The following is a 25,897-nucleotide window of genomic DNA, read 5'->3' on the forward strand; positions in this document are numbered from 1 at the left end:
GCACCCCGGTCGCCTCGGCCCGACCCGCGACGATTCCCCGTCCTACAGCGTCTCCTTCACGCCCAACACGCGCTCTTCCGCCTCGCGCCCGGGGTCCCACTCGCTCCCGTCGCGCTCGGCCTCCCGGTGGTCGGCGACGGTGCGTGCCATCGCCTCGTCGACGGGCGTCGACTCCCAGCCGAGTTCGGCGAGGGCACACGTGTCGAGCAGGTGGGGGTACTCGCGGTAGAGGGTGAAGTCGTCCGGTTCGAGCCCGCCGGCCGCGAGCGCGTCCCCGCTCGCGGGCACGACCTCGCAGTCGGTGCCGGCGGCGTCGGCGATCGCCTCCAGCGTCTCCTCGAGCGTGAGCGCCCGGCGGTCGCCGACGTTGTAGGCGGCGCCGGGCTCGCCGCGCTCGGCGACGACCCGGAGCGCGCTCGCGACGTCCTCAACGTACGCGCGGTGCCAGAGGTTCTGGCCGTCACCGGGGACGACGACGCGGTCGTGCGAGAGTACGCGGTCGATCCAGTAGTCGAGCCGCTCGGTGTAGTCGTCGGGGCCGTAGACGATGCAGGGCCGGACCGCGGTCGCGTTGACTCCCTCCTCGGCGGCCTCGAAGACGATTCGGTCGCCCTCGGCCTTCCGGTTGCCGTACGTCTCCATGCTCTCGTCGGTCGCCTGTTCGGGCGTGCAGGGACGCAGCGGCGTCTCTCCCTCGCGTTTGGGGATCTCCTCGGCCGCGTAGCTCGACCCGGAGGAGACGTACACGTAGCCGTCGACGTCGGCGAACACGTCGACCGCGGCCGCCACGTCGGTCGGATGGTAGGCGACGCAGTCGATCACGACGTCGGGCTCTGCCGAGAGCTTCGCCGCCCGGAGGTCGCGCTCGTTCGTCCGGTCGCCCTCGACGTGCGTCACGCGCTCGTCGGCGGCGAAGGGATTCTCGTGATTCCCGCGGTTCAACATCGTCACCGCGTACCCGTTCGCGAGCAGGTCGGAGACGGTGTGCCGGCCGATGAACCGCGTGCCGCCGACGACGAGCGCCGTGTCGGTCATATCCACCCTCGGTCCAGCGAGTTCAAAAGCGTGACCGAACCGGAACGGAGCGGGCGGAGGACCGCGCTGCCCTCACTCGTCGTACTTCCCGCGCGGCCCCTCGCCGCGCCACCGACGATAGAGCAGGTACGCGATTCCGAGCCCGAGGAACCACGTGCCGACCCCGAACACGGCGTATCCGACCCCGATCAGGAACTCTCCGGTCGGCACTCCGAACATACTCGGATTCGGCGTCTCGACCACATAAACGCTCCGAGCGAGGGTCAGTTACACGGTCCCGGCGCTCGTACGTCGCCCCATGACAGACCGCAGTCGCCGTCGACCGTGGCTCGCCGCCCTGTTGGCGCTCGTCGTCTCCGGGCTCGGACACGCGTATCTCCGCCGCTGGGCGCGCGCGCTCGGCTGGTACGTCGCGGTCACCGCGACGCTCGTCGTGATCGTTCCCGACGCGGCGGTGGAGCGGCTCATCGCCGGCGACGCGCCGCCGATCGCCGACGTCGCGCCGGCCGTGCTCGTCGTCGCCGCCAGCGTGATCGACGCGTACGTCCTCGCGCTCCGGAACAACCGAGAGTACGACCGCGAAGAACGGGCGGCGGAGCGCGTTGAATCCGGCGCGACGACGCCCCCGTCGTCTGCCGCGTCGCCCGCGGACCGCTCCGACGGATCGGCGGTCGACCGGGACCGAGAGGCGGACGCGGTGTCGTGTCCGCACTGCGGCCGCGACACCGATCCGGCGTTCGACTTCTGTCAGTGGTGTGCCGAACCGGTCGACGAGTGAGGTCGGTAGAAACGAACGACGCGGGAGCTAGTGGGTGCAACCGTATTAAAGGGGAATCCGACGAGACCGAGACGGGAGATCCCGCCTCAGAAGAGGTAGAACAGCGGGAAGATGAACACCCAGACGATGTCGACGAAGTGCCAGTAGAGGCCGAAGTACTCCACCGGGCGCTCGTCGTCCAGGTAGTGCCCCTGGTAAGCCCTGACGAACAGGAAGCAGGCGATCAGGAGGCCGATGACGACGTGGAGGCCGTGGAGCCCCGTCGTGACGTAGTAGATCGACGCCTGGATCGGGTCGCCGTGTGCGTTCGACGCGATCATCACGCCGCGGTCGAAGATCTCGTGTTCCCACTCCCACATCTTGATCGAGAGGAACGTGAGGCTGAGCGCGATCGTCGCGCCGAGCGAGGCCAGCAGGCCCTTTCGGCTGTTCCGGTGGGCGGCGACGAGCGCTAAGATCACCGTGAACGAGGAGGTGATCAGCACGAACGTGTTAATGAGCCCGGGCAGCGACTCCGTCAGGGGCTCCCACGTGCGCCAGCCGGCGTTGTACCGGACGAAGATGGCCGCCGAGAGGAACGCGCCGAAGACGATCACGTCGGACGCCAGGAAGAACCACATCCCCAGCTTCACCTTCTCGACGCCGTTGAACGGCCACCGCTCGGCGAACTCGCTGGGCGGCGCGTAGAAGTCCTCTAACCCCCACTTCACGCCGCTGGCGATCAGTCCGACGAGGCCGACGACGATGAACACGGGATAGACGATGTTCGAGATCTCGACGCTCGTCGACGCGAGCGACTCGCCGACGATGAACGTCACCGAGTCGGCGAAGCCGGACAGCCCGAACAGGAAGAACCCGGTCATCAGCGAGAGGGCGAACGGCCAGATGCTCGCGTGGCTCGGATGTTTGTCCCAGTACGGATACTTCTTGATGTGCTCGGAGTGGCTGTCCCCGCCGTCGGTCGCGGCGTTGCCGTCGCCGTCGGTCTTCACCGCCGGACCGCCGTCGGGCACGTAGTCCTTCACGAACTCGAGCTTGCCGGACGCGTACGAGGGGCGATTCGGCCAATTCTCGAGCGGCGGCGGCGAGGAGATGGCCCACTCGGCGGTCCGCGAGTAGTCCCACGGGTTATCGCCCGCCTCCGGGCCGGAGACGTACGACTTCGCGAAGTTGTAGAACATGATGAAGAACGAGAACCCGAGGATGAACGCCCCGATCGTCCCGATCTGGTGGAAGGTCTGGAACTCGGGGTTGTACTCGAAGACGCGGCGCGGGGTCTCCCAGCCGAGGAACATGGAGAAGTACACCATGTTGAAGCTGACGAAGAAGATCACGAAGTGAAGCTTCCCCAGCAGCTCGTCGTACATCTTCCCGGTCACCTTCGGGAACCAGTAGTAGGCGCCGCCGAACAGCGCCGTCGCGCCCCCGAACATCACGTAGTGGAAGTGCGCGACGACCCAGTAGGTGCCGCGGAACTCGTAGTCGAGGACGATGGCGCCGAGGAACACCCCGGTGATGCCGCCGAGGATGAAGAGGAGCAGCGCGCCGAACGCGAAGAGGAACGGCGTCGTGAACTGGATCCGCCCCTTAATTAGCGTGTAGATCAGCGAGAACACGACCAGGTCGAAGGGGAGCGAGATCCCGATGGTGGTCGCCATCATCAGCGTCTTGATCTCCAGGTTGATCGTCGTGAGGAACATGTGGTGCATCCACACGAGGAACGACTGGACGGAGATGAGACAGATGGCGATGATCACCCACTTACGCCCGACGAGCCGGCGGCCGGAGAACGTCTGGAACAGCTCTAGCATGACCCCGAGCGCCGGGAAGAAGACGATGTACACCTCCGGGTGACCGAAGAACCAGAACAGGTGACCCCAAAGCAGGGAGCCGCCCTCGGTCGCCGAGAAGTACACCGAGCCGAGCACGCGGTCGGACGCGAGGATGAGTCCGACGGCGAGCAGCGCGGCGAACGCGAACAGCATCATCCACACGGTCGCGAGGATCCCCCAGGTGAACATCGGCATGTCCATGATCCCCATCCCCTCGGCGCGCGAGTGATGGATGGAGGTGAGGAAGTTCACGGTCGAGGCGGTGATCCCGATGGTGAACATCGCGAGCGCCATCACCGCCCCCGTCGATCCGATGCTCGGCGTGTACATCGGGATGTTGAGCGGGGCGTACATCGTCCACCCGGCGCTCAGCGTGCCGCCCTGGAAGAAGCTGATCCCCAGCAGGACGCCGGAGAACAGGTACATCCAGTACGAGAGCGCGTTCAGCCGCGGGAACGCGAGGTCGTCCGCGCCGATCTGGAGCGGAACGAAGTAGTTCGCGAAGCCGAAGCCGAACGGAGAGAGGAACCAGAACACCATTATGAGCCCGTGAGCGGTGACGGCCTCGTTGTACGCGAGCCCGGAGAGCACCGGGTTCGCCGGGTCCCAGAGCTGGACGCGGATCAGCAGCGCCAGCACGCCGCCGAACAGCAGGAAGAACAGCGCGGTGATCGTGTAGAGGATCCCGATGTCCTTGTGGTTCGTCGTCACGAGCCAGCGCTTGACCGAGGTCGTCGGCGGGAGCTCGCTCATGCGGGAACACCTCCGACTGCGGCGGCGTCGAGGCTCGCGCTGGAGGAGTTACCGCTGGAGGAGTTACCGCCCGTGCCCTCGTACCACTCCTCCCACTCGTCCTGCGGGAGGACCGTGATCTGTCCTTTCATCGCCGAATGCCCCTGCCCGCACAGCTCGAAGCACTCGACCCTGTACGTCGCTTCGCCGCCCTGCGCCTCGACCTCCTCGGAACTCACGGAGAACCAGACTTCGCTGGTCTCTCCGGGGATAGCGTCGGACTTTATCCGTAACTCCGACGATCCGAAGTTGTGCCACACGTCGCGTGAGGTCACATCGAGGTTGATCCGGTGATCGGCCGGCACGACCATCTCACCCGTCGTGGTGTGGCCGTTCGGGTACTCGTACTCCCAGCCGAACTGGTACCCCTCGACGAGGATCTCGATGTCGCTCTCCTCGTTCGTGTCGGGGCCCTCCTCGACGTAGAGGAGGATCCCGTACGCGTACACGACCAGACTGATGACGACGATCGCGCTCAGTCCGAACGAGAGGAAGAGCTTCTTCGCTTTCGGACCGCCCTGTCCCGTCGGGAGCTCGCCGACGACCGGCGCGTCGAAGTCCCCTTTCCGTTCGCCCCCGTCGTCCCGGTACTTGTACACGTTCCACAGCGTGTACGCGACGACGATCGTGCCGACGAGCGTACCGAGCGCGAGGAAGACGAAGAAGATCTCGTCGAAGACCTCCGCCTGCGCGCGCCAGCCGCTCCCCTGTTGCAGGATAATTGGATCTATCATGTTCGTCTGTCTGCTCTTGTTTCCCCCTTGGCGATGGCACACTTAGCTCTTGTGTAGCGCGGCCAGACGGCCCGCTCCGTGCTCCCGGACGAACGGTTCGGAGGACGGCGACCGAAGGGGGTTGACACCGGCCGATCCGCGTCGGACCGAACGCCTTTGGGACGTCACTCCGGACGTGTATACGAAGGCTATTTGTACACGCGAACGGACCGCCTAATAACGAAACCCACCATGGTCTCACTCACGCTCTTGAGCACGGCACTAATGGGGCTGCTCGTCGCGGCCACCTTCCTCGCCGTCGCGAAGATCGGCGCGCAGCGAACGGCGCCCGGGACGGACGAATCGCCCGACAGATACGCCGCGGTCGTCGGCGCGCTCCGGGACGTCGCGCAGAAACCGGTCGTCTGGGCCGTCGCGTTCGTCGCCATCGCGGTCGGCATGGGCGGTGTCGCCCTGCTCGCGGTCGGCGACTTCGGGCTCCCCGAGGGGCTCTCCGGGAGCCTCCTCGGCGTCGCCTACGCCGCCGTCGGACTGCTGGTGACCGGGTTCGTCTTCCTCGGCGCGTACTTCGCCACTCGGGGGCGCGGGCTCGGCAACGCCCACGGCGTCGCGGCGGGCTCGTTCGCCGCCGGACTCGTCTTCCTCGTCCTCATCGCGGTCCAGCTCCTCGTCGGCGTCGTCGGCTGAGGACGGTTCGGTCCGCCTCGTCGTCGGGAGGGGTCGACCGGCTCGCGCATTTTTTCGCGTTACGCGACGGCGACGCCGTTCCGGGCGAGGTAAGCGCTCGCGGCCTTGATTTCGACCGGGCTCCCGATGATGCGACAGTAGCCGTCGTTCTCCACGATCGTCACGGTGAACCGCTCCTCGAACCGCTCCCCGAGTGCGTCGAGGGCGGGACACGGGAGGACGATCTGCGTGCTGTCACGGAGGCTCAACGGATCGGGCATTCGTCTTGCGTGGTACACTCTTCTCTCCGATATAACGGTGTCGAATCGCCGACACGATGCGGGGAGCGTTCGCACGGATCGCCCCCGTGACCGACCCGTAAACGGTTCGCAGGTGGGCCGGCCGGCGGACCGAAGGAACACCTTTAACGAGACGAACGGCCGACTGTACGCCAATGGGACTGGAAGAGGAGATCGAGGACCTCCGCGAGGAGATCGCCGACACGCCCTACAACAAGGCCACGGAGGCCCACATCGGGCGCCTGAAGGCGAAGCTCGCGGAGAAGAAAGAGAAGCTGGAGAACCAGTCCTCCGCCGGCGGCGGCCACGGGTACGCGGTCGAGAAGCACGGCGATGCCACGGTCGCCTTGGTCGGGTTCCCGAGCGTCGGAAAGTCCACCCTCATCAACGCCCTCACCAACGCCGACAGCGAGGTCGGCTCCTACGAATTCACGACGCTCGACGTCAACCCGGGCATGCTGAAATACCGCGGCGCGAACATCCAGATCCTCGACGTGCCGGGGCTGATCGAGGGCGCCGCGGGCGGTCGCGGGGGCGGCAAGGAGGTCCTCTCGGTCGTCCGGACCGCCGATCTCGTCGTGTTCATGCTCTCTGTCTTCGAGATCGAGCAGTACGACCGGCTCCGCGAGGAGCTGTACGCGACCAACATCCGACTCGACGCGGAGCCGCCGAACATCAACATCCGGAAGACCCACAAGGACGGCATCGGGGTGACGATGAGCGACGACGTGGGCCTCGAAGAGGGGACTGTCAAGCAGGTGCTCCGCGAGTACGGCTACGTCAACGCCAAGGTGACGATCCCCCACGACCTGACGATCGACGAGCTCGTCGACGCCGTGATGGACAACCGGGAGTACCTCCCGTCGATGGTGACGGTGAACAAGGCCGACCTCATCGACAAGAGCTACCTCCCAACGGTCAAAGAGGAGCTCCGCGAGCGCGACCTCGACCCCGACGACGTGCTCTTCATCTCCGCGGAGAAGGAGCTCGGCCTCGACGGGCTCAAAGACCGGCTCTGGGAGGAGCTCGGCCTCATCCGGATCTACATGGACAAGCCCGGTCGCGGCGTCGACTACGAGGAGCCGCTGATCCTGTTCGAGGGCGACACGGTCGGGGACGCCTGCGAGAAGATCGGCGGCGAGTTCGACGAGCGGTTCAAGTTCGCGCGCGTCTCCGGCGAGAGCGCGAAACACGACGACCAGCAGGTCGGGAAGGGCCACGAGCTGGCGGACGAGGACGTGCTCCGGATCGTGGCGCGGAAGTGAACGCGCGGACCGCTCGCGCAGGCGACCCCCCGGGCTACAGCCCGAGTTCCCGCCCGAGCACGACGTGTTGGATCTCGCTGGTCCCCTCGCCGATCTCCATCAGCTTCGCGTCGCGGTAGAAGCGCTGCGGCGCGAAGTCGGTCGTGTACCCGTAGCCGCCGAGCGTCTGGACCGCCTCCTCGGCGACCTCGCGGGCGGCCTCGCTGGCGTCGAGCTTCGCCAGTGCCGACTCCCGGGTGACGGACTCGCCGGCGTCGTACCTCGCGGCGGCCTTATGCGTCAGCAGTCGCGCGCGCTCCGTCTGCCGGTGCATGTGGACGACCTTGTCGCGGATCGCGTCGAACTTCGCGATCGGTTTGCCGAACTGCTCGCGCTCGCCGGCGTACTCCTTGGCGGCCTCGTAGGCGCCCTGCGCGAGCCCGACCGACAGCGCCGCGATCGAGATCCGGCCGCCGTCGAGCGTCTTCATCGTCTGCGTCCACCCCTCCCCCTCCGCGCCGAGCAGCCGGTCGTCCGGGATCCGGACGTCGTCCAGCTTGATCTCGCAGGTCGGCGAGCAGTTGAGCCCCATCTTGTCCCAGACGGTCGTTATCTCGAACCCGTCGTCGTCGGGGTCGACGATGAACGTCGAGATCCCGTCGTAGCCGGCTTCGGGGTCGGTGACGGCCTTCACCAGCACGCTGTTGGCCACGTTCGCGTTCGTAATGAACTGCTTCGTCCCGTTGAGCACGTACTCGCCGGCGTCGGCGTCGTGCTCCGCGGTCGTGTCCATGTCGGAGGCGTCGGAGCCGCTGCCGGGCTCCGTGAGCGCCCACGCGCCGATCCCGCCGCCCTCGGCGAGCGGGCGGAGCCACTCCTCCTTCTGCTCGGACGTCCCGAACAGCTCGATCGGCTTCGCGCCGAGGGAGGTGTGGGCGGCGTACGAGAGGCCGATCCCGCCGGAGACGCGACCCAGCTCCTCGGTGACGAGGGCGTACATGAGCTGGTCGCCGCCGAGCCCGCCGTACTCCTCGCTCACGGGGACGCCCATCATATCGAGGTCGTTCAGGTCGGCGAAGACCTCGTCGGGGAACCGGTGCTCGTCCTCGATCTCCTGGGCGATCGGCCGGATCTCCTCCTCGCAGAACTCCCGGACGGTGTCGCGTATCATCCGGTGTTCCGCGGGTAGCTCGAAGTCCATAGGCAAGAATTGCGACCCGCCGGCATAAACGATGCGAACGACCGTGATCGATCCCGGGGCCTCCCCCGTCGTCTCGTTCCCTGTGCCCGGCTTTCGAAGTCCGCCCGCGGTGTTTCGCTTTCGGAGTCCGTCCGCGGCGTCCCCTCCGAGAGGTCCGCCCGAGGACGCCATTTAACCGTCGTCGCCGCGTTCGGTCCTGACATGGAGCTCCGCCGGCTCGTCCGCGGTCGCGTCGACTGGCCCGACATCGAGCGGGTCGTTCGGGAGCTGGCGGACCGGTACGACCGCGAGGAGATGCGGGTCCGGTTCCTCGACGCCGACAACTGGCTGTCGACGCCGATGGTCCTCGACGACGACCTGTTCGTGAAGGTGATCACGAAACAGAACACGCTCGTCCACACGCTGTTCACCACCGGGCGGAACCTCGGCGCCGTCTCCGCCGGCACCGAGGGCTTCTTCGAGCGCTACGAGACCCCCTACGAGATGGCTCGCCACGAGCTGGAGGCGACTCGCGAGGTCAGGGAGCTCGGCGTCAACGCCCCGGAGCCGGTCGAGGCGCTGGAGGTCGGCGACCTCGGCGTCGTCGTCTTAGAGTACCTCCCAGAGTACCGGGCGCTCGACGAGCTCGACCGGGAGGCCGTCGCCGGGCTGGCGCCCGCCTTGTTCGCGACGCTTCGGACGATCCACGACGCCGGGCTCGCCCACGGCGACCTCCGCGCGGAGAACGTCCTCGTTCGGGACGGCGAGCTGTACGTCATCGACGCGACGAGCGTGAGCGAGGAGGGCCGCGAGTCGGCGCGGTCGTACGACCTCGCGAGCGCGCTCGCGGCGTTAGAGCCCCTGATCGGCGCGCCAGACGCGATCGACGCCGCGCTGGAGAGCTACTCGACGGACGAACTGCTCGCCGCGCGTCAGTTCCTCGACTTCGTCGCGATCCGGCCTGACCACGACTTCGACGCCGCGGAGCTGAAGGGAGAACTGGAGAAGCGGACGACGTAGGGGGAGATCGGAGCCACCGGCGGTGATCGCCCCCGCCACCGGCCGCCCCGGCTCACCCCGCGGCCGGGTCCGACGCTTCGTCGGCGGGGTCCGCGCGCTCCCGGCTGACGGTCCAGATGCCGACGGCCATCAGCGCGCCGCCGGCGAGGAAGCCGGATCCGAGCGCCTCCCCGAGCAGCGCCGCGCCCAGCGCCGCCCCGACGGCGGGCTGGGCGAAGAAGAACGCGGCGACGGTCCCCGCGGAGACGTACTCCAACCCCTTGTACCAGAGGAACCACGCCGCCGCCGTCGACGCGAGCCCGAGGTATAACACGGCGCCCGCCGACTCGACGGTCAGCGGGAGGTCGGCGGGCGACCTGCCGAGGTACCACAGCTCGCCTGCGGAGAGGATCCCCAGCATCGGGACGCTCGCCAGCGAGGAGTACGTCGCCGCGCGGAGCGCCCCGTGGCGCCTGACCGCCCTGAGGCCCCAGACGGTGTACCCCGCCCACGCCGCGCTCCCGACGAGCAGCAGTCCCACCCCGAGGAGGTTGCCGGCGGCGATCGATGCGAGATCGTACTGCCCCGCGAGCACGACCGCGGTGCCGACGCCCGCGACCGTCATCCCCGCGGCCTTCGTCGCCGTGACGCGCTCGCCGAGCACGAGCGCGCCCAACGCCACGGTGAACACGGGCGTCAGCACCGTCAGCAGCGACCCCTGACTGGCGTTCGTCAGCTCGGTGCCGACGAACTGCGTGGCGACCGTCAGCGTCACCCAGCCGCCGAGCGCCGCGAACGTCGCCCACTCGTCGCGCGACGGGGCGGGGCCGCCGCGAGCGGCGAGGACGAGCCAGAGCGCCGCGGCCCCCAGCGCGACTCGGAGGAATCCGAGCGTCACCGGCGGGACCAGCGCGAACCCCCACTTGCTGACGACGTACATCCCGCCCCACAGCGCCGCGGCTGCGAGGGGCGCGAGCGCGAACGCGTACCGTCCGAGGGTCGCTTGCATGGGATGGATCGAGGAACCGCAGTTCGTTCGCCGGAGGTCGGCGACGGGTGTTGAATACGGCGATACGCGGCGGAGCAGCCGAGGGGGAGATCGGAGCGGGACGCGGGCTCAGCCGCCCAGGTACAGCTGCGAGACCTCGTCGTCGTTCAACAGCTCCTCCGGGGTGCCCTCGAACCGGACGGTCCCCTGGTCGAGGACGTAGCCGCGGTCGGAGATGCCGAGCCCCTTCGTCACGTTCTGTTCGACCATGAGGATCGCCGTGTCCATGTCGTTGACCTCCCGCACGTCCTCGAAGACGTCGTCGGCGGTGTTCGGCGCGAGCCCCGCCGACGGCTCATCGATGAGGAGCACGTCGGGCTCCATCACGAGCGCCCGAGCGAACGCCAGCACCTGCCGCTGGCCGCCGGAGAGCGTCCGCGCCTTCGCGGTCCGCTTCCGGTCGATGATCGGGAACCGGTCGTACAAGGTCTCGATCACCTCCTCGAGGCCGCCGTCGCGGGCGACGCCGCCCATCCGCAGGTTCTCGTCGATCGTCAGCGAGCCGAACACGTTGTCGGTCTGGGGAACGTAGCCGATCCCCTCGCGGACGATCTCCTCGGGCGCCATCCCGCCGATGTCGCGACCGTGGTACTCGACGGCCCCCGTCCACGGGGTCAACATCCCGAACGCGGTCTTGAGGACCGTCGACTTCCCGGCCCCGTTCGGACCGACGAGACAGACGATCTCACCCGGGTCGAGCCGGATCGAGCAGTCGTCGAGCACCTGCACTTCGCCGTACCCGCCGTCGACGCCCGACAGCGAGAGCACGGGGTCGGTCCCGCCGTGGGCCCCGTCGGCGGGGCCGGTGGTGTCGTGAGCCCCCTCCGCGGGGCCGGTGGTGTCGTCGCTCATGCGCCGCCTCCGAGGTACGCCTCGATGACGCGGTCGTCGCTGCGGACCCCCTCCGGCGTCCCCTCCGTCAGGACGTGCCCCTGATCGAGGACGACGATCGGGTCCGCCAGGTCCATCACGAACTCCATGTCGTGCTCGATGAGCAGGAACGTCGTCCCCTGCTCGTTGAGCCGCCGGATCTGGTCTTTGAGCTTCTTCGCCAGCGTCGGGTTCACCCCCGCCACCGGCTCGTCGAGCAGCAGCACCTCCGGCTCGGCGAGCATCGCCCGCGCGAGCTCGACGAGCTTCATCTGGCCGCCGGAGATGTCGGTCGCGGGCTGGGTCGCGAGGTGGTCGATCTCGAACTCCTCCAGTATCCGCTCCGCCTCGGCGAGATTCGCCGACTCGCTCTCGCCGACCGCGCCGGGCGAGGCGAACAGCCGCAGGAACGACTCGCCGGGCTGTTTCCGGGGTCCGACGAGCATCGCCTCGCGGACCGTCATCCCCTCCAGCTTGCGCGGGGTCTGGAACGTCCGGATGAGCCCGTGGTCGGCGACCTGGTACGGCTCCATCCCGGTCACGTTGGTCCCGTTCACCTCCACGGTCCCGCCGTCGGGGTCGTAGAAGCCGGAGATGAGGTTGAACAGCGTCGACTTCCCGGCGCCGTTCGGGCCGATGAGCCCGGTGATCGTGCCGCGCTCGACCGCGAACGTCGCGTGGTCGGTCGCCGCGAGCCCGCCGAACGACTTCTGGAGGTCGTCGACGCGCAGGACGGCGTCCTCTTTGGGGAGGGCGCCCTCACTCATCGCCCCCACCTCCCTTGCGCTCCCGGACACCGTTGTCCGGCGTCTCGGGCGCCCCGCCCCCGTCGACCGCGCTCGGCCATATCAGCTCCCGCTGCGGCGGTAAGATTCCCTGCGGCCGGTAGCGCATGACGGCGACGATCACGACCCCGATCAGCAGCAGCCGAAGCGGCGCGGGGTCGACCGGCAGCGCCACGTCGTTCAGGAAGCGGGTCCCCTCCCGGATCGTGACGATGACGATACCGCCGAACAGCGCCCCGCGGTTGGAGCCGCTGCCGCCCAAGATCACCGCGACCCACGCGTAGAACGTCGTGATCGGGTCCAGATCGCCCGGCCCGACGTAGAGGTTCAGGTGCGTGTAGAAGACGCCGGCCAGCGCCATGATCAGGCTCCCGATGACGAACGACTGCATCTTGAACGAGTAGGTGTTCTTCCCGAGCGCCCGCGCGAGGTCCTCGTCGGATCGGATCGTCCGCAGCACGCGCCCCCACGGCGACCGGTGCGCGCGCCGGAGGACGAGGTACACCGCCCCCGCGAACGCGAGCACCAACAGGACGTTCAGCAGCGCCTGCCAGAACGCCGTCTCGAGGAGCACCGGCGACCCGGGGATCACCTCGAGGCGGAGCCCGGGCATCGTCTCCGGGAACGTCGAGAACACCGGCCACCCGGCGAAGAACCCCGGGATGCCGCGGATCCCCGCGCTGCCGTTCGTCAGCCAGCGCTCGTTCAACACGATCAGCCGGACGACCTCCGCCAGCCCGAGCGACGCGATGGCGAGGTAGTCGGCGCGGAGCCGGAGCGTCGGAATGCCGATCAGGATCGCCAGCACGAACGCCACGGCGAGGCCGACGACGAGCCCGACGATCGGAAGCCCGAGCAGCGAGGAGACGACCGGCACGTCGGCGAGCATCTCGCCGACCGGCGAGCCGCTCGCGGTGACGAGCGCTGAGCCGTACGCGCCGACCCCGAAGAAGGCGGCGACGCTGAAGTTGATCAGCCCGGCGAACCCCCACTGGGAGTTCAGGCCGAACGACAGCAGCGCGTACATCCCCGCCAGGCCGACGAGGAACAGGAAGTACGTCGGACCGAGCGCCCCGGTGAGAAGCGCGACGAGGAGGAACAGCAGGAACGCGACGCTGACGCCGAGCACCCACCCCTCGGGGCGGGTCAGCCCCTCCAGCGCTCCCTTCGGATCGGAGAGCGCGCTCATGTTGCCGCCTCCCCGGCGATCCCGTTCGGCCGGACGAGCAGCACCGCGACCATGATCACGAACGCGATCGCGTTCGCGTACTCGATGCTTATCAGGCTCTCCAACGCCGCCGCGAGCCATCCCGGCCAGATCGGGAGCGCCTCGACGACGCCGGAGAAGAACGGGGTGAGCTGGTTTATCATACCGATGAGGAAGCCGCCCGCCATCGCGCCGTACACTGAGCCGATCCCGCCGAGGATCACCGCCGCGAAGATCACCAGCAGGAGGTTAAATCCCATCCGCGGGGCGAGCTGGTTGAACAGCCCGAGGAACACGCCGCCCGCGCCGGCGAGCCCGGCGCCGATGACCCACGTCCACAGCTTGACGCGCTTGGTCCGGATGCCGCTGACGCGGGCGAGGTCCGGGTTGTCGGCCATCGCGCGCATCTTCCGCCCGAGGTCGGTGTACTGGAGCAGGACGTGGAGGCCGACGACGAGCACGACCGCCGAGCCGACGATCGCGACGTCGTGGAGCGTCACCCGGACGCCGTACGGCACCAGCGACTCGATCGGTCGCAGCGGCTGCACCTCGAACCGCGTGAAGTCGGAGCCGAACCGGATCTGGACCAGCGCGCGGTAGATGAACGCGATCCCGATCGACGTGATCAGCAGCCCGATCGAGTCGACGTCGAGCGGTTCGTAGATGAGCTTCTCGGTGCCGACCGCCACGGCCGCGGCGGCGGCGATACCGACCACCAGCGCGACGAAGAAGCCGTACGGGAGTCCGAGGACGGCTCCCCCGAGGCCTCCGATGGCGCCGAAGGTCACGAGCGCCGCGTACGCCCCGATCGTCATCGTGTCGCCGTGCGCGAAGTTGGCGAAGTCCGCGATGCTGTACACCAGCGAGAGCCCGATGCTCCCGAGGACGATGATGCTGCTGAAGACCAGGCCGTTAGCCAGGTATCCGAGGACGGTCATCGGTCGATATCAGCCTTCGACGAAGTCGATGCCTTCGTACGCGTGGTCCTGTACCTCCAGGACCTGAAGGAAGCCGACCGGGTCCCCGTTCTCATCGAAGTCGATGGGACCGCTGACTCCCTGGTAGTCGACGTCGTCGGGCCCGCCGCCGTCCGCGAGGATCTCGCTGGCGGCCTCGAACGACGTCACCGTCTCGCCCTCGGGGCCGGAGACGCGTCGGACGGTCTCCTGGAGCGCCGCGCCGGTGAACTCGTCGGCGGCCTGGATCGCGAGCGCGGCGTTGATGACGCAGTCGTACGCGTACGCCGCCCACGAGGTCGGCTGTCGACCGTACTCAGACTCGAAGGTGTCCGCGAACGACTGGTAGTTCTCCTCTTCGACCGGCGCGGAGGGCACCACGATCTTCATCCCGTCGATGCTCCCTTCGGGGGTGTTCTCTAGCACGTTGTCGCCGGAGACGGAGTCGGCGCCGTAGAACTGCGCCTCGTAGCCCGACGAGTACACCTCGTTGACCATCGTCGCGAACTCCGCCTGGTAGGTGATGAACAGCCACGCGTCCGCGCCGGAGCCGTTCATCTCCGAGACGACGCCGGAGTACGACTGCTGCTCCTGGTCGTGGGGCGTGTTGTAGACGACCTCCCCGTCGTACGCCTCGACGAACGCGTCGGTGAGGCTCTGGCCGTAGTCGTTGTTGACGTAGGTGATCGCCACCTCGTCGTAGCCGTCGTCGGCGATGATGTTCGAGAGCGCGAGCGACTGACTGCGGCCCGACGGCGACATCCGGAGCAGCCCCGGGAACTCCGTGAGGTTGAGCCCGGTGGAGTTCTGGCTCAGCTGGACGACGTCGGTGCCCTCGACGACGCTCTCGTAGATCGCGAGCGAGACGCCCGATCCGACCGCGCCGATGAGGAACGGCACGCCGTCCTGGTTGACGAGCTTCTGGGCGGCGGCGATCCCGCCCTGGTTCTCGCTCTCGGAGTCCTCGACGGCCAGCGAGAGCTCGCGCCCGTCGATGCCGACGTCGTTGACGCGACCCAAGGCGAGCTCGACGCCGCGCTGGTTCCGCTCGCCGAACGCCGACAGCGACCCCGTCAGCGAGTCGACCATCCCGATCTCGTAGGCCTCGGTCGATCCGTCGTCGCCGTCGCCTCCGTCGTCGCCGTCGCCTCCGTCGTCGCCGCCATCGCTCCCGTCGCTTCCGTCACTCCCGTCGCCGCCATCACTCCCGTCGCCCCCGTCGTCAGTCGTGCTCAGACAGCCCGACAGGGCGACGAGCCCCGCACCGCCGGTCAGTTTCAGCAGCGTTCGCCGGTCCGCCACGTCCGTGGTATCTCGTGACATATATGACCTACTAGCCCTGTAGACTGTCGGGTATCTTAACCCCGGCCCGTCCATGGTCGGGGCGAGGCAATCCGCTCGACGGATCCGGCGATAGCGACGGCATCGGATTTTTATCCGCCAGCTCATTCCAGAAACAATTGGTCGGGTCCCAATATATACCGATGGAGATCCGCGGTACTCTCGTGATACCGCCCATCGCGAGCAACTTCGTCGCCGGGGAGACGCCGGAGGCAGCGCTCGACCACGTCGAGGCGCTCAACGACCGCGGCGTGGCCGGCATCCTGAACCTGCTCGGCGAGCACTACGAGGAGCGATCGCCCGCCGACGCCGACGCCGACGCGTACGTCGACCTCGTAGAGGCCATAGCTGAGCGCGGCGTCGACGCCTGCGTCTCCGTGAAGTCGAGCCAGATCGGCCTCGACGTCGGCGACCACGTCTTCGAGGAGAACCTCGCGCGCATCGTCGAGGCGGCGAACGCCACGGCGGCGACTGACCCGGACGGACGGGGCACGTTCGTCTGGATCGACATGGAGGACCACGAGACCACCGACGTGACGCTCGACGCCTTCGAGCGCCACGCGATCGCGACCGACGGCAACGTCGGCGTCTGCGTGCAGGCGAACCTGAAGCGAACCCGCGACGACCTCGAACGGCTCGCCGACCTCCCGGGGAAGGTCCGGCTGGTCAAGGGCGCGTACGACGAACCCGCCGAGCTGTCGTATAAAAAGAAGGCCCGCGTCGACGAGTCGTACCGCGACTGCCTCGCGTACATGTTCGAGGCGTTCGACGACGGCGTCGCCGTCGGGAGCCACGACCCCGCGATGATCGCGCACGCGAAAGAGCTGTACGACGAACACGGCACCCCCTACGAGGTGCAGATGCTGACCGGGGTCCGGGAGTCGGCGCAGTTCGAGCTCGCGGCTGACCCCGACACCGAGGCGGAGGTGTACCAGTACATCCCGTACGGCTCCAAGTGGTTCTCCTACTTCTACCGGCGGATCCGAGAGCGCAAGTCGAACGCGCTGTTCGCGCTGCGGGCGATCGTCGGGAACTGAGCGGTCCTCGGGAACTGAGCGGTCCTCGGGAACTGAGCGGTCCTCGGGAACTGAGCGGTCCTCGGGAGCCGAACGGTCCTCGGGAACCGAGCGGGCGTCGACCCGAGCTACGGGTCCAGCAGCTTCGACTCCGCCTTTCGGAGGTGTTCGAGCAGGGTCGTCTTCGAGACGTCCAGGTCGTCGGCGAGCTCGCGGGTCGACGCCTCGCGGGGCCACTCGTAGTACCCGGCCTCGCGGGCGTGCTCGTACACCTCGCGCTGGGTCGTCGTCAGCGTGTCGAGCCGCTGCTCGCGGGGGGTCCGTCCCGCGTATCCCGACGACGACATCGACTCCACCGTCACCTCGGCGCCGGAGTCCGCCTGAACGCCGTCGAGGGACTCCCGGATATCGGTGCGCTCGCCGACGAAGCACACCTGCCACTCCTCGCGGCCGTTCTCGATCCGGACCGGCGCGCTGTGGACGAAGCCGTGTTCGAGCAGCGTCGGGCACACCATGTCCGCCGGGTCGTACTCTAAGAAGAACTCGCGGACGACGTTGCCCGGGGCGTCCCGCGCGCGCCCGAACCGCTCCTGCAGTTCCAAGAGGCTACCCGCGCGGTCGGAGTCGCGGATCGCGTCGAGCAGCGCCTCGACCTCCTCGTTCGTGTCGGCGAACGCCGTGAACAGGCCGTTCACCGAGTTCGGCGCGTCGGCGTCGGTCCGCGGCGAGTTGTAGATGGCGTGCGCGAGGACGCCGCCGTCGGTCCTGTTCGTCGCCTCGATCGCCCAGCAGTTCGGATGCCACAGGTCGAGCGTGAGGCGAGTCCCGGACCACTCGTCCGCCCCGGTCGCGTCGGTCGTTGCCATTGCTGTCGTATCCGTGGCACCGCATCACAAAGACTCTGCCGACCATGGTCGGGTGGGATGTTTGGGCGCGGCGGCGGCAATCACCGTCCATGTCGGAGCCGTACCAACACTACATCGACGGCGAGTGGGTCTCGGGCGCGGGCTCGGAGACCTTCGAGAGCGAGAACCCGGCGACCGGGGAGTCCCTCGGCGAGTTCCGGCGGGGAACCCCCGACGACGTCGGCCGCGCGGTCGACGCCGCCGACGAGGCGTTCGACGAGTGGCGCGAGTTCTCCCGGATTCAGCGCGCCGAGTACCTCTGGGACGTGTACCACGAGCTGCGTGAGCGCACGGACGAACTCGGGGAAATCGTCTCCAAGGAGTGCGGCAAGGAGATCAGCGAGGGGAAAGCCGACGTCGTCGAGGCCGCCCACATGGTCGAGTGGGCCGCTGGCGACGCCCGCCACCCGTCGGGCGACATCGTCCCCTCGGAGATCCCGGCGAAGGACGCGTACATGCGTCGGAAGCCCCGCGGCGTCACCGGCTGTATCACCCCGTGGAACTTCCCCGTCGCGATCCCGTACTGGCACATGGCCATCGCGCTGGTGGAGGGGAACACGGTCGTGTTCAAGCCGGCCGAGCAGACGCCGTGGTGCGCGCAGATCATCGCGGAGATGTTCGACGACGCCGGGATCCCGGACGGCGTGTTCAACATGGTCCAGGGCTTCGGCGACGCCGGCAACGCGATCGTCGAGCACGACGACGTCGAGACGGTGATTTTCACCGGCTCGGCCGAGGTCGGCCACCTGATTCAGGACAAGCTCGGCGGCGTCGCCGGCAAGCGCGTCGCCTGCGAGATGGGCGGGAAGAACGCGATCGTGGTCACCGAGGAGGCCGACCTCGACGTCGCGGTCCACTCCGCCGTGATGTCGTCGTTCAAGACGACCGGCCAGCGCTGCGTCTCCTCCGAGCGCCTGATCGTCCACACCGACGTGTACGACGAGTTCAAGGAGCGGTTCGTCGAGGTCGCCGCGGACGTCGCCGTCGGCGATCCGCTCGACGAGGACACGTTCATGGGGCCCCTCATCGAGGCCGAGCACTACGAGAAGGTCGCCGAGTACAACCAGCTCGCCCGCGACGAGGGCGTGAACGTCCTCGTCGACCGGACCGACCTCGACGCCGACGAGGTCCCCGACGGCCACGAGGACGGCCACTGGATCGGCCCGTTCGTCTACGAGGCCGACCCCGACGAGGACCTCCGGTGCACCCACGAGGAGGTGTTCGGGCCGCACGTCGCGCTCTTAGAGTACGACGGCGACATCGAGCGCGCGGTCGAGATCCAGAACGACACCGAGTACGGGCTCGCCGGCGCTATCGTCTCTGAAAACTACCGGCAGATCAACTACTACCGCGACCGCGCCGAGGTCGGGCTGGCGTACGGGAACCTCCCCTGTATCGGCGCCGAGGTCCAGCTTCCCTTCGGCGGCGTCAAGAAGTCGGGCAACGGCTACCCCTCGGCCCGGGAGGCCATCGAGGCCGTCACCGACCGCACCGCGTGGACCCTGAACAACTCGAAGGAGATCGAGATGGCGCAGGGGCTCTCGGCCGACATCAAGACGAAGGACGACTGAGACCGGCCACCGCCGCGCCGCACCCGTTTTATCCGTTATTCGGCCGCGTCCAGCGCCGCGGCGACGGCCTCGTCCGGCCCGTCGGCCTCGGCGAGCGCGCCGCGAGCGACGAGCCGCTCCCGCGGCCGGCCGACCGGCTGCGGGACCGACTCCGTCGAGAGCAGTCCCGCCTCGCGGAGCTCCCGCTTTATCCGCGTGAACGTCGCCGAGCTCCCGAGCCCGGCCTCCTCGCAGGCGCGGCGCAGGTCGCGGTCGAGCGCGCCGCGGTGGACGCCGATCACGTACGCGCGGCGTCGCGCCCCGGCCAGGTCCGGCGCATCGGTTTCGACCCCGTCGCCGTCGACGTCTCCGGCGTCGAGCGCTCGGATCACGTCGTCCGCGACGTCGTCGCCGCAGCGCTCCCGGACCGCCTCGTAGACGCGGTGGCGACTCGGCGTCCGCAGGCGACGCTCCGCCGCCGCTTCGACGAGCGGGGCGTAGCGTTCCCGGAGCGCCGGGTCGTCGCCGACGCGACACCACGGCTCGGTCGCGTCGCCGTCGGCCTCGCCTCGACGCCCGCCGGCGACGAGCACGTGTCCCGTCTCTCGGCCGACGAGGGCCGTGTTCGGCTGCGGTTCCGACAGCGTTCGGAGCTCCAGTGTGCCCGCCTCAGCGAGCGCGGCGAGCCGGCTCGCGGGGCGGAACCCGTTGGCGACGGCGTCGACCGCGCGGTCGCTCGCGAGGACGGTGAGCGTCGGGAGGTCAGAGACGGCCGAGTCCGACGGCGACGCCGGGGAACCGTCGGTCGACGCCAGCGCGCGCAGCGTCCGCAGGTCCGGCTCGACGACCTCCGGTGCCGCCTCGCGGTACGCCTCGATCACCGCCGTCAACAGCGACGGCGGCGGGTCCACGAGCACCGGGTCGTCGAACTCCCCGATCGGCCCCGGTCCGTCCGCGAACGGCAGGGTCGGCTCGGGGAGCACACCCGCAACTACGCGGCTGACGAATTAAGAATGGCGACGGAGACGGTCGCGGTCAGTCGGCGGAGACGGTCGCGGTCAATCTGTGGGGGCGCTCGTCTCAGGGAACGTCCACGCGGGTGACGTGACCGCCGCAGCCGCACTGCTCGACGTACTCCGGGTCGAGGTCGTCGCGCTCCTCGCGGAGCGCGTCGTAGAGGAACTCCTCGGGGTGGCCGAGGTCGCCGTGGGTGACCAGGTTGACGTGGTTCCCCGAGGCCGTGTGGTCGACGGCCGCGAGCGCGTCGCGGACCGCCAGCTCCGGGTCGTCGGCGTACTTCGGCTTCTCTAAGTTCGCCGACCAGGAGTTGTCGTGGACTCGGTCGGTGATCGGTTCGGCGGTCTCGTCGGGATCGTCGGTAGTGGTGGTCATGGGGGTCGTCGGTAGTCGTCGGGATCGTCGGTAGTCGTCGGGATCGGCGGGGTCGGCTTCGCGTCTACGGATCGACGGTCGCGATCTCCGTCTCGTCGTCGACGGGGTGGCTCGGGAGGTCGTCGACGAACTCCCTGACCACCGTCCGCTCGACGCGCTGGAGCGTCTCGCTACAGGTCGACTTCGCTATCCCGACGTGCTCCGCGACCTCCGTCAGGGTGGCTCGGCGCGGCACGTCGTAGTAGCCGAGGTCGACGGCCGCGAGCAGCAGCTCCCGCTGTCGGTCCGTCAACAGGCGAGCGGGGTTGACGCGTTGGCGCACGCGCTCGACCTCGAACTCCAGGCCGAGCTCGCTCAGCCGCCGGCCCATCTCCGCGACGCGCTCGTGTTCGCCGGTGACCTCGACCTCGGCCACCCCGTCCTCGATGTCCAGCGGCATCTCGATCGGGAGTCCGGAGCGCTTCGCGGCCAGCAGCAGCAGCGGCGCGTCGGTCTCGATCCGGATCGTGGCGACGCCGTCCTCCCGCGCCATCACCGACACCGAGGCCAGCGCGTCGTGCGACTCCATCGTCGCCAACACCGCGTCGACGTCGCGAGCGGTGACCCTGACCAGGGCGAAGCCGGCGCTCTCGCCGGGGACCGCGGTGAGCACGCGGAACCCCGCGTCGGGGAACTCGCGCGAGACGTCGGCTATCCACGGACCGTCGGGCAGGTCGACGAGGAGTCGTGCTTGTGGCATCTGTGTGGGTCGGTGGTCGGTCGGTGGTCGGGGTCGGTCGGTCGGGGTCGGTGGTCGGTCGGGGTCGGTGGTCGGTCGGGGTCGGTGGTCGGTGCCGGTTCTCAGTCGAAATCCGGTCGCCGAAGGGTCACTCCACGTAGACGGCGCCCTTCATGCCGACCGCTTCGTGGGGAGTACAGACGTAGGTGTACGTCCCGGACTCCTCGAAGGTGTGCTCGAAGGTGTGACCCTCCTCGCCGACGGTCTCGCTCTCGAAGTCGCCGTCGGAGCCGGCGACGTTGTGCTGGCCGCCCTCGCCGGTCCACTCCCAGGTGACGGTGGTCCCGGACGACACCGCGACCGCCGCCGGGCCGAACGCCAGCCCGTCGCCGGCGCCGACGTTGACGGTCACCGAGTCGGCGTCGGTCATGTCGACCGTCTGCTCGTAGTTGTTGGCCTCGTCGAGGAACCCGCCGTAGTCCGGCTCCTCCGAGAGGTACTGCTGGTCGCCGCTCCCGCCGTCGCTGCCGTCGCTACCGCCGTCGCTGCCGTCGCTACCGCCGTCACCGCCGTCACCGCCGTCTCCGCCGCCGTCGCCGCTGCTGCCGCCGCAGCCGGCGAGCGCGGTCGTCACGCCGAGCGCAGCGGTCGTTCGTACGAACGTTCGCCGGTCGAGTGTGCCTCGGGTCATTGCGTCTCGACGTAGGGTAGTAGGGGGAATATCTTCGGCGGAGGTTCTCGGCGTGCGGGGCCGTGAGGCGAACTATTCGGGTCGGAGTATAAAAGGAGGTGACCGGGGACGCCGCCCGCGACCGCCGCTCAGGCGTGTTCGATGGTGACGTGCCACTCGTCGTCGTCGACCCGCTCGGTCTCGTGTTCGAATCCGCGGTCCGCCAGCACGTCGTACAGCGGGACCGGTTCGAAGTCGTTCACGAGCCGCAGCCGCTCGTCGGACCCGAGCTCGTCGAGCGCGTCGCTGATGACCGGAAACGGGGGATCGTCGCGCTCGCGCACGTCGAGGACTGATTCGGCGTCGCTCATACTCGGACGCACGGGACGGTCGGGTATGGCCGTTCGCGGGAACATGTTCGACCGACGCGTCGGGGAGACGCCCCCGCGGTGTCCGACTCGCCGGCGAGCGTTCAGAAGGGGCTCGTCGGCCCGCTCTCTCCGTCGTCAGGTGATCCTCCGTGGGCGACGTCAGGGGGTCCCTCGCGGGCGGCGTCGGGTCGCTCGTCGACGGCGACCGGGTCGGAGTCGCCGGACTCGAGCCGTTCGAGCCGGTCGTTGACCGCCTCGCTCCCGTTGAGCGAGGGATCGACGCGGACCCGAACCAGGTCGTACCCAAGGTCGTCGACGGCGTCGAACGCGCGGAACGCGCCCACCGCCAGGGGCTCGGCCTGCGGGCAGAACGCGGTCGTCGGCGTGAACTCGGCGCGGAGCGTCGCCGGGTCGTCGGCTTCCTCGGCGTAGCGGAATCCGGCGTCGGGGTGCCGCGGATCGAGGTTGAGCCGGGCGAGGTTGTAGCCGAACGTGGCGTCGTACACGCCGTGCTCCTCGAAGGCGTCCCTGGTGTGCTGGTGGACGGCGACGTGGTCCTCACCCGCGAGGACGTCGTGGTCCGCGAGGAACGCGCCCGGCTCCGGGACGTGCTCCGGGACGTACTCGTCCACGGCGTCGAACTCGGGCTCGGAGCCGCCGAGGAGGCTCATCGGTCCGCCCCCGCGGTCCAGATCGCCGTGACGACGCCGTCGTCCGCCTCGACCGTGTCGTACGCGTAGCCGCGGTCGTCGAGCTTCGGGAACAGGAACTGCGGGACCCGGTCGTTGCGCTGGACCAGGACGGTCTCGTCCGGCAGGTCCGCGAGCAGCTCGAGCGTCCGCCGGAGCGGCTCCGGCGGGCCGAGGTCGGCGACGTCGAGCGTCTCGACCGGCCGGTCCGTCGGCGCCTCCGTCTCCCCGAGGACCGATGTCTCCCGTGGCATAGGCGGGCGTTCGTCCCCCACGCGCCCGTCGTTTACCCCGAACGTGTTCGGGGGTTCGGCCGGAGGGCCGGAGGACGGCGACCCCCGAACACGTTCGGGGACGCGAACAGGGACGCGCGGAACGTACGCGTTCGCATGCGAGGCGTCCCCGGCGATCTCACGACCTCGACGCGACCGCCGACCACGATCCCGCTTCGGCACTTCCTCGTCGCGCTGGCGTTCCTCGCCGGCGGCGGAACGCTCGCGCTCCTGCGCGTCACAGGGATCGAGGGAACGGGTGCGGCTCTCGGCGGGATCGCCGCGGCGCACCTCCTGCTCGTCGGGTGGGTGTGTCTCACGATACTCGGCGCGATGACCCAGTTCGTCCCCGTCTGGTCGGGCGTCGAGCTCCACTCGGAGCGCCTGGCGACGCTCCAGCTCGTCGCCGTCGCCGTCGGCGTGAGCGGGTTCGCCGGCGGGCTCTGGCTCGGCCGCCCGGCGAACGCGGCCCTCTTCGCGGGACTCATCCTCCTCGGGTTCGCCGCCTTCGCGTACAATCTCGGCCGGACGCTGTGGCGCGCCCGTCCCCTCGACGTCACGGAGGGGCACTTCGCGCTCGCGCTCGGCTTCCTCGCGCTCGCGGCGGTCCTCGGCGGGAGCCTCGCCGCCGACTACCGCTGGGGCGTGCTCGCCCCGCTCGGCCTCTCGCGGACGGCGGTCGTCGGCGCGCACGTCACGCTCGCCGTCCTCGGCGTCGTCGTCACGACCGTCTTCGGCGCCCTCTACCAGCTCGGCCCGATGTTCACGCAGACCGACGCGCTCCCGATCGAGGATCGGCTCGCGCGCGTCGAGACCGCGGCGTATCCGATCGGCGTCGCCCTGCTCGCCGCCGGGCGGCTGTTCGGGGTCGCCCCGCTCGCGACCGCGGGCGGACTGCTCGTCGCGGGCGGGGCGGCGGTCGCCGGGGGGATCCTCCTCCGGCGGCTCCGCGACGCGACTGCGACGGCGACGCCGATGCTCTCGCGGTACGCGGTCGTCGCCGTCGCCACGCTCGCGTGGAGCGCGACCGCGGCCGCGACGTGGGTCGTCGACCCCCTCGGGCCCGCCGTCCGGTTCGGACACCCCGCGGTCGGACCCGTCTTGCTCGGTGCGCTGATCGGCTTCGTCGTCGTCGGGAGCCTCTACCACGTCGTCCCGTTCATCGTGTGGCTCGACCGGTACGCCGACCGCGTCGGGCTGGAGCGCGTCCCCTCCATCGACGACCTGTATCACGCGCGCGTCGCCGCGGTCGACCTCGTCGCGACCGTCCTCGGGGCCAGCCTCCTGCTCGCGGCCGCGGCCCGGCCCGCTGCCGGGTCGCTCTGGGCGAACGCCGGTCTCTCCGCGGGCTTCGTTCGACCCCTCGGGGGCGCGCTCGTCGTCGCCGGCGCGCTGCTGTTCGCCGGCAACATGGTCGCGACCGTCCTCCGCCACGGCGGGGCCGCGATGCTCGGCCGGGCCGGACCGGAGTCGACCGCGGGCTCGGAGGCGTCCGACGTCCCGGAGCGGTGAGCGACGGCCCCGCCGGGGAGCATTTCCGTGCCACGTGGAACGTCGCGGTCGGCGTTCGATTTCGGCCGAATCGGTGATTCGGAGAAGTATACGTAATGGTGAATTTACAATATATTTATATATTCACCGAGTGATAGAGGGCTGTGAGAGAACAGTTCATGACAAACACCGATCACTCGCGGCGAGCCGTACTGCGGAAGGGCGCTATCCTCTCGACCTCCCTCGGACTGGCCCTGTTGACGACGACGGGTCCGGCCGCGGCGATGAACAAAGCGGAGCTGATCGAGTCGATGGCGAGCGAAGCCGGGCTGAAGCAGTCGGAGATCGAAGCGGCGCTGGACGCGTTCACCGTCACGACGACGGAGGCCCTGAAGAAGGGAGATAGCGCCGTACTAGTCGGATTCGGCTCGTTCAGCATCTCGAAGCGGTCCGCCCGAACCGGGCGGAATCCGGGGTCCACGCGCGGGGCAGCCGACGACTCGCCGGTGACGTTCGACCCGTGTCCGGCGTTCGTGGAGGCGCTCGACCTCAACCCCGGCAGGGGCGACGAGGCCAGCGCCAAGTGCCGGGACGCCGACGTGGTGATCGACGCGAAGTGTATCGCGAAGTTCACGGCGGAGAGGGCGAAAGACGACTCGGAGATCCGGTTATCGGAGGCGGACGCGAAGCTGGCGATCGAGGCGTTCGTCGGCGCGGCGACGAAGGCCCTGAAGAAGGGTGATAGGTTGTCGTTGGGCGGGACAGAGGACGGCGATGGGAGTGACGGAGAGGTCGACGATGCGGGGTTCGGCTCGTTCAGCATCTCGAAGCGGTCCGCCCGAACCGGGCGCAACCCGCAGACGGGGAAGGAGATCCGGATCGCGGCGAAGAACGTGGTCAAATTCAAGGCGGGCGCCGAGCTGTCCAAAGCCGTGAACTAGTTCTCCGCCCGACCTGCCGGATATCTCCCCGAGTGTCGTCTCCAATAACCGATTGCGCGGATCCGCTCCGATCGCCTTCGAAACGTTCTGAAACTCTTTTTGAGCCCTGTCTGCAG

The 25,897-nt window shown here is 68.9% G+C and carries 28 protein-coding genes; 8 read left to right on the forward strand and 20 right to left on the reverse strand.

Going from position 1 to position 25,897, the window contains the following annotated elements; translation table 11 throughout:
- Positions 1-42 precede the first annotated feature (42 nt).
- Both FGM06_RS09760 and FGM06_RS16045 read right to left on the reverse strand, forming a co-directional pair.
- Positions 43-1,035, reverse strand: a complete 993-nt coding sequence (locus tag FGM06_RS09760; RefSeq protein WP_144799067.1) for an NAD-dependent epimerase/dehydratase family protein — start codon at positions 1,033-1,035, stop codon at positions 43-45.
- A 72-nt stretch (positions 1,036-1,107) separates the two neighbouring features.
- On the reverse strand, positions 1,108-1,254 hold the full coding sequence (locus FGM06_RS16045) for a hypothetical protein (RefSeq protein WP_186310999.1): 147 nt from the start codon (positions 1,252-1,254) through the stop codon (positions 1,108-1,110).
- A gap of 79 nt (positions 1,255-1,333) precedes the next feature.
- Between FGM06_RS16045 and FGM06_RS09765 the strand changes: the two genes are divergently transcribed.
- The gene (locus tag FGM06_RS09765) at positions 1,334-1,813 is read left to right on the forward strand and encodes a zinc ribbon domain-containing protein (RefSeq protein ID WP_144799068.1); all 480 of its coding nucleotides are present in this window, start codon (positions 1,334-1,336) and stop codon (positions 1,811-1,813) included.
- 86 nt (positions 1,814-1,899) lie between these two features.
- Here FGM06_RS09765 and FGM06_RS09770 read toward each other — a convergent pair whose 3' ends face one another.
- Entirely contained in the window at positions 1,900-4,398 is a 2,499-nt protein-coding gene (locus FGM06_RS09770) for a cbb3-type cytochrome c oxidase subunit I (RefSeq protein WP_144799069.1), read from the reverse strand.
- Positions 4,395-5,171 carry a cytochrome c oxidase subunit II gene (coxB, locus tag FGM06_RS09775; protein ID WP_144799070.1) on the reverse strand — a complete coding sequence of 259 codons (777 nt, stop codon included), beginning with the start codon at positions 5,169-5,171 and terminating at the stop codon, positions 4,395-4,397. Before coxB ends, FGM06_RS09770 begins: the two co-directional genes overlap by 4 nt.
- Before the next feature lie 264 nt (positions 5,172-5,435).
- Between coxB and FGM06_RS09780 the strand changes: the two genes are divergently transcribed.
- Positions 5,436-5,858, forward strand: coding sequence for a hypothetical protein (locus tag FGM06_RS09780; RefSeq protein ID WP_186311034.1), 423 nt, complete (start codon positions 5,436-5,438; stop codon positions 5,856-5,858).
- A 59-nt stretch (positions 5,859-5,917) separates the two neighbouring features.
- On the opposite strand, the gene FGM06_RS09785 is transcribed toward FGM06_RS09780, so the two are convergent.
- Positions 5,918-6,118, reverse strand: coding sequence for a VNG_1110C family protein (locus tag FGM06_RS09785; protein ID WP_144799072.1), 201 nt, complete (start codon positions 6,116-6,118; stop codon positions 5,918-5,920).
- 173 nt (positions 6,119-6,291) lie between these two features.
- Here FGM06_RS09785 and FGM06_RS09790 point away from each other — a divergent pair, with 173 nt between their 5' ends.
- Positions 6,292-7,401: an OBG GTPase family GTP-binding protein gene (locus FGM06_RS09790; protein ID WP_144799073.1), complete on the forward strand. Its 1,110-nt coding sequence runs from the start codon at positions 6,292-6,294 to the stop codon at positions 7,399-7,401.
- A 34-nt stretch (positions 7,402-7,435) separates the two neighbouring features.
- On the opposite strand, the gene FGM06_RS09795 is transcribed toward FGM06_RS09790, so the two are convergent.
- Positions 7,436-8,581 carry an acyl-CoA dehydrogenase family protein gene (locus FGM06_RS09795; RefSeq protein ID WP_144799074.1) on the reverse strand — a complete coding sequence of 382 codons (1,146 nt, stop codon included), beginning with the start codon at positions 8,579-8,581 and terminating at the stop codon, positions 7,436-7,438.
- 201 nt (positions 8,582-8,782) lie between these two features.
- Here FGM06_RS09795 and FGM06_RS09800 point away from each other — a divergent pair, with 201 nt between their 5' ends.
- Positions 8,783-9,580, forward strand: a complete 798-nt coding sequence (locus tag FGM06_RS09800; RefSeq protein ID WP_144799075.1) for an RIO1 family regulatory kinase/ATPase domain-containing protein — start codon at positions 8,783-8,785, stop codon at positions 9,578-9,580.
- A gap of 52 nt (positions 9,581-9,632) precedes the next feature.
- On the opposite strand, the gene FGM06_RS09805 is transcribed toward FGM06_RS09800, so the two are convergent.
- The 6 genes from FGM06_RS09805 to FGM06_RS09830 form a co-directional block, all read right to left on the reverse strand.
- Positions 9,633-10,568: a DMT family transporter gene (locus FGM06_RS09805; RefSeq protein WP_144799076.1), complete on the reverse strand. Its 936-nt coding sequence runs from the start codon at positions 10,566-10,568 to the stop codon at positions 9,633-9,635.
- Positions 10,569-10,676: 108 nt separating this feature from the next.
- Positions 10,677-11,459: an ABC transporter ATP-binding protein gene (locus FGM06_RS09810; RefSeq protein WP_206668678.1), complete on the reverse strand. Its 783-nt coding sequence runs from the start codon at positions 11,457-11,459 to the stop codon at positions 10,677-10,679.
- On the reverse strand, positions 11,456-12,244 hold the full coding sequence (locus FGM06_RS09815) for an ABC transporter ATP-binding protein (RefSeq protein ID WP_144799077.1): 789 nt from the start codon (positions 12,242-12,244) through the stop codon (positions 11,456-11,458). Before FGM06_RS09815 ends, FGM06_RS09810 begins: the two co-directional genes overlap by 4 nt.
- Complete coding sequence (locus FGM06_RS09820; protein ID WP_144799078.1) at positions 12,237-13,451, reverse strand: branched-chain amino acid ABC transporter permease; 1,215 nt, start codon at positions 13,449-13,451, stop codon at positions 12,237-12,239. The genes FGM06_RS09815 and FGM06_RS09820 overlap by 8 nt, the downstream gene beginning before the upstream one ends.
- A complete protein-coding gene (locus tag FGM06_RS09825; protein ID WP_144799079.1) occupies positions 13,448-14,407 on the reverse strand; it encodes a branched-chain amino acid ABC transporter permease in 960 nt (319 codons plus the stop codon). The genes FGM06_RS09820 and FGM06_RS09825 overlap by 4 nt, the downstream gene beginning before the upstream one ends.
- A 9-nt stretch (positions 14,408-14,416) precedes the next feature.
- Positions 14,417-15,748 carry an ABC transporter substrate-binding protein gene (locus FGM06_RS09830; RefSeq protein ID WP_144799080.1) on the reverse strand — a complete coding sequence of 444 codons (1,332 nt, stop codon included), beginning with the start codon at positions 15,746-15,748 and terminating at the stop codon, positions 14,417-14,419.
- 182 nt (positions 15,749-15,930) lie between these two features.
- Here FGM06_RS09830 and FGM06_RS09835 point away from each other — a divergent pair, with 182 nt between their 5' ends.
- On the forward strand, positions 15,931-16,803 hold the full coding sequence (locus tag FGM06_RS09835; protein ID WP_144799081.1) for a proline dehydrogenase family protein: 873 nt from the start codon (positions 15,931-15,933) through the stop codon (positions 16,801-16,803).
- A 107-nt stretch (positions 16,804-16,910) separates the two neighbouring features.
- Here the strand turns inward: FGM06_RS09835 and FGM06_RS09845 are convergent, their stop codons facing one another.
- A complete protein-coding gene (locus tag FGM06_RS09845) occupies positions 16,911-17,648 on the reverse strand; it encodes a helix-turn-helix domain-containing protein (protein ID WP_144799082.1) in 738 nt (245 codons plus the stop codon).
- Between the two features lie 89 nt (positions 17,649-17,737).
- Between FGM06_RS09845 and FGM06_RS09850 the strand changes: the two genes are divergently transcribed.
- Positions 17,738-19,258, forward strand: a complete 1,521-nt coding sequence (locus FGM06_RS09850) for an aldehyde dehydrogenase family protein (RefSeq protein WP_144799083.1) — start codon at positions 17,738-17,740, stop codon at positions 19,256-19,258.
- A gap of 35 nt (positions 19,259-19,293) precedes the next feature.
- On the opposite strand, the gene FGM06_RS09855 is transcribed toward FGM06_RS09850, so the two are convergent.
- The 7 genes from FGM06_RS09855 to FGM06_RS09885 form a co-directional block, all read right to left on the reverse strand.
- Positions 19,294-20,220, reverse strand: coding sequence for a transcriptional regulator TbsP domain-containing protein (locus FGM06_RS09855; protein ID WP_144799084.1), 927 nt, complete (start codon positions 20,218-20,220; stop codon positions 19,294-19,296).
- A gap of 97 nt (positions 20,221-20,317) precedes the next feature.
- The gene (locus FGM06_RS09860; RefSeq protein WP_144799085.1) at positions 20,318-20,629 is read right to left on the reverse strand and encodes a CGCGG family putative rSAM-modified RiPP protein; all 312 of its coding nucleotides are present in this window, start codon (positions 20,627-20,629) and stop codon (positions 20,318-20,320) included.
- Positions 20,630-20,693: 64 nt separating this feature from the next.
- A complete protein-coding gene (locus tag FGM06_RS09865) occupies positions 20,694-21,368 on the reverse strand; it encodes a helix-turn-helix domain-containing protein (protein ID WP_144799086.1) in 675 nt (224 codons plus the stop codon).
- Positions 21,369-21,495: 127 nt separating this feature from the next.
- Positions 21,496-22,038, reverse strand: a complete 543-nt coding sequence (locus tag FGM06_RS09870) for a halocyanin domain-containing protein (protein ID WP_144799087.1) — start codon at positions 22,036-22,038, stop codon at positions 21,496-21,498.
- Positions 22,039-22,166: 128 nt separating this feature from the next.
- Positions 22,167-22,388, reverse strand: a complete 222-nt coding sequence (locus FGM06_RS09875) for a DUF2249 domain-containing protein (RefSeq protein WP_144799088.1) — start codon at positions 22,386-22,388, stop codon at positions 22,167-22,169.
- Positions 22,389-22,489: 101 nt separating this feature from the next.
- Complete coding sequence (locus FGM06_RS09880) at positions 22,490-23,059, reverse strand: hypothetical protein (protein ID WP_144799089.1); 570 nt, start codon at positions 23,057-23,059, stop codon at positions 22,490-22,492.
- Complete coding sequence (locus FGM06_RS09885; RefSeq protein WP_144799090.1) at positions 23,056-23,331, reverse strand: DUF2249 domain-containing protein; 276 nt, start codon at positions 23,329-23,331, stop codon at positions 23,056-23,058. Before FGM06_RS09885 ends, FGM06_RS09880 begins: the two co-directional genes overlap by 4 nt.
- 135 nt (positions 23,332-23,466) lie before the next feature.
- Between FGM06_RS09885 and FGM06_RS09890 the strand changes: the two genes are divergently transcribed.
- Complete coding sequence (locus FGM06_RS09890; protein ID WP_186311000.1) at positions 23,467-24,861, forward strand: hypothetical protein; 1,395 nt, start codon at positions 23,467-23,469, stop codon at positions 24,859-24,861.
- A 143-nt stretch (positions 24,862-25,004) separates the two neighbouring features.
- On the forward strand, positions 25,005-25,781 hold the full coding sequence (locus tag FGM06_RS16480) for an HU family DNA-binding protein (RefSeq protein WP_241662561.1): 777 nt from the start codon (positions 25,005-25,007) through the stop codon (positions 25,779-25,781).
- The last annotated feature ends 116 nt before the right edge of the window (positions 25,782-25,897 follow it).

It is taken from the genome of Halorubrum depositum, assembly GCF_007671725.1.
GTDB lineage: Archaea > Halobacteriota > Halobacteria > Halobacteriales > Haloferacaceae > Halorubrum > Halorubrum depositum.